At 51.0% G+C, this 5,907-nt stretch carries 6 protein-coding genes; 5 read left to right on the top strand and 1 reads right to left on the bottom strand.

Features of this window, described 5'->3' with window-relative positions; genetic code table 11:
* The first annotated feature begins 147 nt into the window (after positions 1 to 147).
* Genes KKF06_02215 through KKF06_02195 form a run of 5 tightly spaced genes read left to right on the top strand, consistent with a single transcriptional unit; the run spans position 148 to position 4,979 of the window.
* Complete coding sequence (locus tag KKF06_02215; protein ID MBU1616582.1) at positions 148 to 1,521, top strand: MATE family efflux transporter; 1,374 nt, start codon at positions 148 to 150, stop codon at positions 1,519 to 1,521.
* A gap of 49 nt (positions 1,522 to 1,570) precedes the next feature.
* The gene (locus KKF06_02210; protein MBU1616581.1) at positions 1,571 to 3,223 is read left to right on the top strand and encodes a 2-oxoacid:acceptor oxidoreductase subunit alpha; all 1,653 of its coding nucleotides are present in this window, start codon (positions 1,571 to 1,573) and stop codon (positions 3,221 to 3,223) included.
* Complete coding sequence (locus KKF06_02205) at positions 3,220 to 4,035, top strand: 2-oxoacid:ferredoxin oxidoreductase subunit beta (GenBank protein ID MBU1616580.1); 816 nt, start codon at positions 3,220 to 3,222, stop codon at positions 4,033 to 4,035. Before KKF06_02210 ends, KKF06_02205 begins: the two co-directional genes overlap by 4 nt.
* Before the next feature lie 2 nt (positions 4,036 to 4,037).
* Positions 4,038 to 4,529, top strand: a complete 492-nt coding sequence (locus KKF06_02200) for a ferritin family protein (GenBank protein ID MBU1616579.1) — start codon at positions 4,038 to 4,040, stop codon at positions 4,527 to 4,529.
* A complete protein-coding gene (locus tag KKF06_02195; protein MBU1616578.1) occupies positions 4,530 to 4,979 on the top strand; it encodes a ferritin family protein in 450 nt (149 codons plus the stop codon). It abuts the gene before it with no gap.
* On the opposite strand, the gene KKF06_02190 is transcribed toward KKF06_02195, so the two are convergent.
* Positions 4,963 to 5,907, bottom strand: a 945-nt coding sequence (locus KKF06_02190) for a DUF2156 domain-containing protein (protein MBU1616577.1), incomplete at its 5' end; no start/stop codon positions are given. The two genes, KKF06_02195 and KKF06_02190, sit on opposite strands and share 17 nt — an antisense overlap.

The following is a 5,907-nucleotide window of genomic DNA, read 5'->3' as shown; positions in this document are numbered from 1 at the left end:
GGGGGTCAAAGAACTGGTCGGTCATTTGCGTTCTATTGGCGCAAATAGCCCAACGGCCAGGATAGCTGGCCCGGCGATCAGGAACCGGCGGCGCCTCCCGCGGCCGTTTGCGGTAACGTATGAAGTGATCAGGGGAGTAGCAGTAAAATGATAAAACGTCTTTACCATAAATTCAAAGAAAAGCGTGACCTGACCAGCGGGAGCATTGCCCGGAACATGTTTTTTCTGGCGACCCCGATGATCGTCAGCAATCTGTTGCAGACGACCTTTGAATTGGTCAATATGTTTTGGGTCGGACGGCTGGGCTCGACCGCCCTGGCGGCGGTGGCGATGAGCGGCTCAATAATCATGGTCGTGATGTTCATGATGATGGGGATCGGTGTGGGGACGACCGCCATGGTCGCCCGGGCGATCGGAGCGAAAGAGCATGGCCGGGCCGAAGAGGTTGTTAAGCAGTCATTGTTCATTGCTTTTGTCGGTTCATTTATTTTAGCGGTTTTGGGCTACATTGTATCAGCTCCGCTGCTGCGGCTTTTAGGCGCATCTCCAGAAGTAATGCCGCTGGGGACCAGCTATATGCACATTGCTTTTTCTGGTTCGTTTGTGATCTTTTTTATGTTCCTGATCATGGCTGTCCTGCAGGGGGCGGGAGACACCATGACCCCGATGTTGATCCTGGCTTTTTCTCTTTTACTTAACGCGATCCTTGATCCGTTGTTGATCTTTGGGCTCGGGCCTTTTCCGATGCTCGGGGTCCCGGGGGCGGCGTTGGCGACCATTATTTCCCGGGGGATCGGTTGCCTGATCGCTTTTGAGGTTATGCTCCGCGGCCGTTCTCACATCAAGCTTAATTTAAAGAGTTATGGGGTTGATGGGGCGATAATTAATCGGATATTAATGATCGGGTTTCCTGCTTCGATCCAGATGACCCTGCGCGGTTTGATGGGTGTTGTATTAATGTGGGTGGTGGCGGGATTCGGCACAATGTCGGTCGCTGCCTATGGGATCGGGATCCGCTTGAGCATGCTTTTGATGATGCCCGGCTTTGCTTTGGGGATGGCCTCGGCGACTATGGTTGGGCATAACCTTGGGGCCAAAAAACCGGAGAGGGCGGTTTCTTCAGTTTGGACCGCGGTAACTTACTATGGAGCTTTTATGGCTGTTATGGGGCTGCTATTCTTTTTTTTCGGCGCGCAACTGATCGCTTTTTTTGACCCTAATCCTGAAGTGGTCAAGATCGGTACGGTGTTAATGGAAACGCTTGGGATCGGTTGTCCTTTTATTGCTCTCGGGCTGATCCTTGACCGTTCGATCTCCGGCGCGGGAGATACCATGGTGACCATGGTCAATACTTTTCTTTCTCTCTGGATGATCCAGATCCCGCTGGCGATCGTTCTGTCGGAGCGGATCGGGATCGGCGTCAACGGGGTTTGGTACGCCGGGCTGGTCGCGCAAATTGTGTTGGCCGCTCTTAATCTTGGCTGGTTCCTGACCGGGCGTTGGAAACATAAAAAGGCGTAACTTTTTTCGTTGCTTGACCGGAGCTCCTGTCCACTCTATACTTTTTGGTATGGAAAGCCTCTCGATATTAATTGGCGGTCGGGCCGGAGATGGGATCGACCAGGCCAGTCTGCTGATCGGCAAACTCCTCAACCAACTTGGCTTTCGGATCTATATTTACCGGGATTATCCATCACTTATCAGAGGGGGACACACTTTTTCCATCGTTCGGGCGGCCAGGGAGAAGCTTGGCGCCCACCGCCAGACCGTTGATTTTATTTGCGCCCTAAACCAGGACTGTTTAGATAATCACCGTGACAAGATCCACGGCCGGACTGTTGTTCTTTATGATTCTGATGTGGTCAAAGGGACCGGCCTGGCGCTTCCTCTTACCTCAATGGTCAAGGCAGCTGGAGGCCCAGAGATTGTTCGTAATACTGCGATGCTTGGTGGTTTGGCCAAGGCGCTTGGCCTTCCCTGGGAAAAATTCGAGAAAGTGGCCCGTGAAAATTTAAAAAAGGAAACGGAGATCAATATCCAGCTGGCGCGAAAAGGGTACAACGCGGCCGAGACATTTTATAAGATCGAGGAGCAAAAAAAGCCTGTTCTGCCTCTTGTGACCGGAAATGAAGCGTTGGCCCTGGGATTGGCGTCGGCCGGACTTGACGCTTACATTTCCTATCCTATGACACCATCTTCGACCATTCTTCATTTTTTGGCGCAGCGGGCTGAGGCGCTGAACATGAAGGTCATCCATCCGGAAAGCGAACTGGCGGTGATCATGATGGCGCTGGGTTTTGCGTATGCCGGACAGAAGACCGCGGTTGGCACTTCTGGCGGCGGCTTTTGCCTGATGACCGAAGGGTTGAGCTTTGCCGGAATGGCAGAACTGCCAATGGTAATCGTCCTGGGCCAGCGGCCTGGGCCCAGTACCGGGTTACCGACTTACTCCAGCCAGACCGAGTTAATGTTTGCTCTTTGGGCCGGGCAGGGTGAATTTACCAGGCTGATCGTCGCGCCGGGGGATGCCGAAGAGGCTTATTACTGGGGAGGTGTTGCTCTTCGCCTGGCCTGGAAATATCAGCTTCCAGCGATCATCTTGACCGACAAAAATATTGCCGAAGGGACATATAGCTTTGATCTGAAAAATATAAAACGCTTCCCTGAAGAGCAAAGTCTTTTTTGGGATGGGAGTGGTGAGTACAAGCGCTATCTGGCGACAGCTAGCGGGATTTCTCCGCTGGCTTTTCCCGGTGAGGCGGGGGCGACGATTAAAGTGAACAGTTATGAACATGAAGAAGATGGGGTAACGACTGAAGACCAGCGTATAACCAGGAAAATGCAGGAAAAGCGACTACGCAAAGGGGTTGCACTGTTAAAAGAGATCGACGAGCTTGAGGCGGTTAAAGTCTATGGCAAGCAAGCGGCCAGAACAGCTGTTGTTTGCTGGGGATCAACCAAACACCTTTGCCTGGAAGCGGCCGAAAAATTAGAAGTAAGGGTTGTTATGCCGCTGGTCTTGTCCCCTCTGCCGCTGACCCAGCTGAAGAAAGCGCTGCAGGGAGTGGCTCAAATAATCGCGGTTGAAGATAACGCGACCGCCCAGCTGGCCCAATTGTTGAAAGGAGCCGGGATCAAGGTTGACGCCGTGATCCTGACCTATGATGGCCGGCCGGAGACGGTTGAACAGTTAGAAGAGCGGATCGCGAGGGGGATGAAATGACTCAATGGTGTCCTGGCTGCGGAAATTTTGCCATCTTAAAGGTGATGCAGGAAGTTCTTGCTGAACTTCAGGCTGAAGGAACGCTCCTTGAGAACATTGTTCTTGTCTCCGGGATCGGACAGCACGCCAAGATCGTCGACTACCTGAAGGTCAATAGTTTTTATTCCTTGCATGGGCGGGCGGTCGCAGCGGCCGAAGGGATCAAGCTGGCCAACCCAAAACTGAAGGTGATCGTTTTTGTCGGAGACGGCGATTCTTACGGCGAGGGATTGGAGCATCTGATCTTTGCCGCCAAGCGGAACATTGATCTGACGGTGGTGGTTCACGATAACCGGGTTTATGCTTTGACCACCGGACAGTATACCCCGACTTCCCCGCTGGGCTATAAAGGGCGCTCGACTCCGACCGGGACGCATGAGCATCCGCTCAATCCGCTCGAGCTTTTGTTGGCCGCGGGGGCAACTTACCTGGCCAGAGGCTATAATGCAAGAACAGAACAGCTCAAAGGGCTTATTAAAGAAGCGATCCTGCATCCTGGCTTTGCCCTGATCGATCTTTTGCAGGTTTGCGTGACTTTTTATAACCAGTACGATCATTATAACCAGCGGGTCTATGAGTTGACCGGGCATAACCCGGCGGATTATAATGAAGCCCTCTCGAAGATCAAAGAGTGGGATTATAATTCTGATGCCAAAATCGCGCTCGGCAAGTTTTATCAGGTGGAGCGTTCGACCTTTGATTCGTTTTTTTCGGGGGGGGATACGGTCGATCGAGGCCAATTGATCAAAACATTATTGGAAAGGATGGTATAAACATGGATAATTTATCGGCTGAAGATGTCGTGACGATGGCGGTTAAAATGGAAGATAACGGTGAAACGATTTATCGCCGGCTGGCTAAGAGATATGAGGCTGAAGAGCTCGGGGCAGTTTTTGGCCGTTTAGCTGAACAGGAGTTGCTTCATAAGAGTTATTTTGAAGGATTGCTGTCAACCGTTAAAAAAGACCCGGGACAGATCTGGTTTAAACCCGATCTTTTTGAGTTTTTAAAGATATTTGCCGGCGACTATCTTTTTATACCGGGTAATATGGTAGGGATAGGAAGCCAGGAATTCAAGACAAAAGGAGAGGCGCTTGATTTTGCGATGACTTCCGAAAAAGATGCGGTCCTTTTTTATGGCGAACTGGCCAAGCTGGCCCCGGAAAATGAAAGAGTGGCGATCGCGAAGGTGATCGAACAGGAAAAACACCATTTTGTCCTTTTAGCCAATGAGAAGAATAATCTGATCAAATCCGGGGGGAAGTAAATGGCCGGTTTTTTCCATGCCGATGAAGTCCTGCAAGGGGCGATCAAGATCGAAGAGAATGGGGAAGAGCTTTATCGCTCATTGAGCGAGCAGTCGGACGATCCGGTACTAAAAGAACTTTTTACCTCTTTGGCCGATCAGGAGGTCGGGCATCGGGAGTTATTCAAGGCAATGCTGAAGAAGCTTGGCCAGGTGACCCTGCCGGAGAGCTATCCTGACGAATATCATGAGTACCTCAAAGCGTTTGCCAGAGAGCATGTTTTTACCGCCGAACGGAAGGACCCGCGCGCTGGCCTGGCGATCGCCCTGCAGGCCGAGGTCGATTCGATCCTTTATTATCTTGAGCTCAAAAATATGGTGCCGGAGGCGGATAAAAAAGTTGTTGACCAGGTGGTTGAAGAGGAGCGCCGCCACTATTTACGCTTACTGAAGATCAAAGCAGGGAAGTAACCCCTGGTTTTAACCTGACCTCGTATTTTTTCTCGATCTTTTCCGGGTGGTAAGAGAGCTTTGACTTCCGCAGGCCCGGGATCCCCAGGTCTTGTTCGAAATTGATATAGGTGAAATCCGGAAAGGTCTCTGTGCAAGCTTTTTGCCAGAGGGTTTGGGTCGCCCCGGTGGCGGTCGGGTCGCTGTATTGAAAATGAGCGTCAATCGTTTTTGAGTTCAAGGGACTGCCGATCACAAACGACTTTAATTCTCCGCCAGCCTGTAACCCTCCACCGATCAGTTTTAATTCGCTGAAATAGTTAAAGCTGTTTTCCAGCGCCTGTCGCTGGGCGTTGTAGGCGAGTTTTTGGAAAAAATGGGTCTCTTTGCGGGCGGCAAACCACTTTTCAAATAGTGCTAAGGCGGCCGGTTTGAACGATCGGTCGATTGGAGTGTAAACAAAGTTTGGGTAAAGCTTGGCAAAGCGTTTGACGTGGTTCCTTTTTCCGTCGAAATTGCCCCCTTTATATTCAGCCAGTGAGCCGGTTTGGTAAATATAATCGTTCTGGCTTCGCAGGCAATGGGCGCGGACCTTATTTAGGGGGAGTTGCTTTAATAGTCTTTCTGAGACACGAGAGAGGCGGCCGGTTTCATTTAGGCAGAGGGCCGCGGTTTCCGGGATCAGACTGTCGCCTATTGGTTCCAAAAAATATGGGGTATCGTTGATCAGGTTGATCTTCAAGCATAGATTGTTGTTGATAAAGGTATAGCTGCCGCGGTCAAAATTATGCCAGATAAATAAATTGGCTGACGAGAGCTCGCAGATCTCCGGCTGGTATCTTAAAAGATATTCGCTGAGCAAGGGGAGATCGCTCAATTCGATCGTTTTAAAGGTTGGATAATCAGGCCGCATGATGTTTGACCATGCAGACACAAAGTTCGGGGTGGC

The organism is Candidatus Margulisiibacteriota bacterium (assembly GCA_018822365.1).
Classification (GTDB): domain Bacteria; phylum Margulisbacteria; class WOR-1; order O2-12-FULL-45-9; family XYB2-FULL-48-7; genus XYB2-FULL-45-9.
The sequence above is the reverse complement of the archived record's forward strand: the minus strand, read 5'-3'. Positions and strand labels throughout refer to the sequence as shown.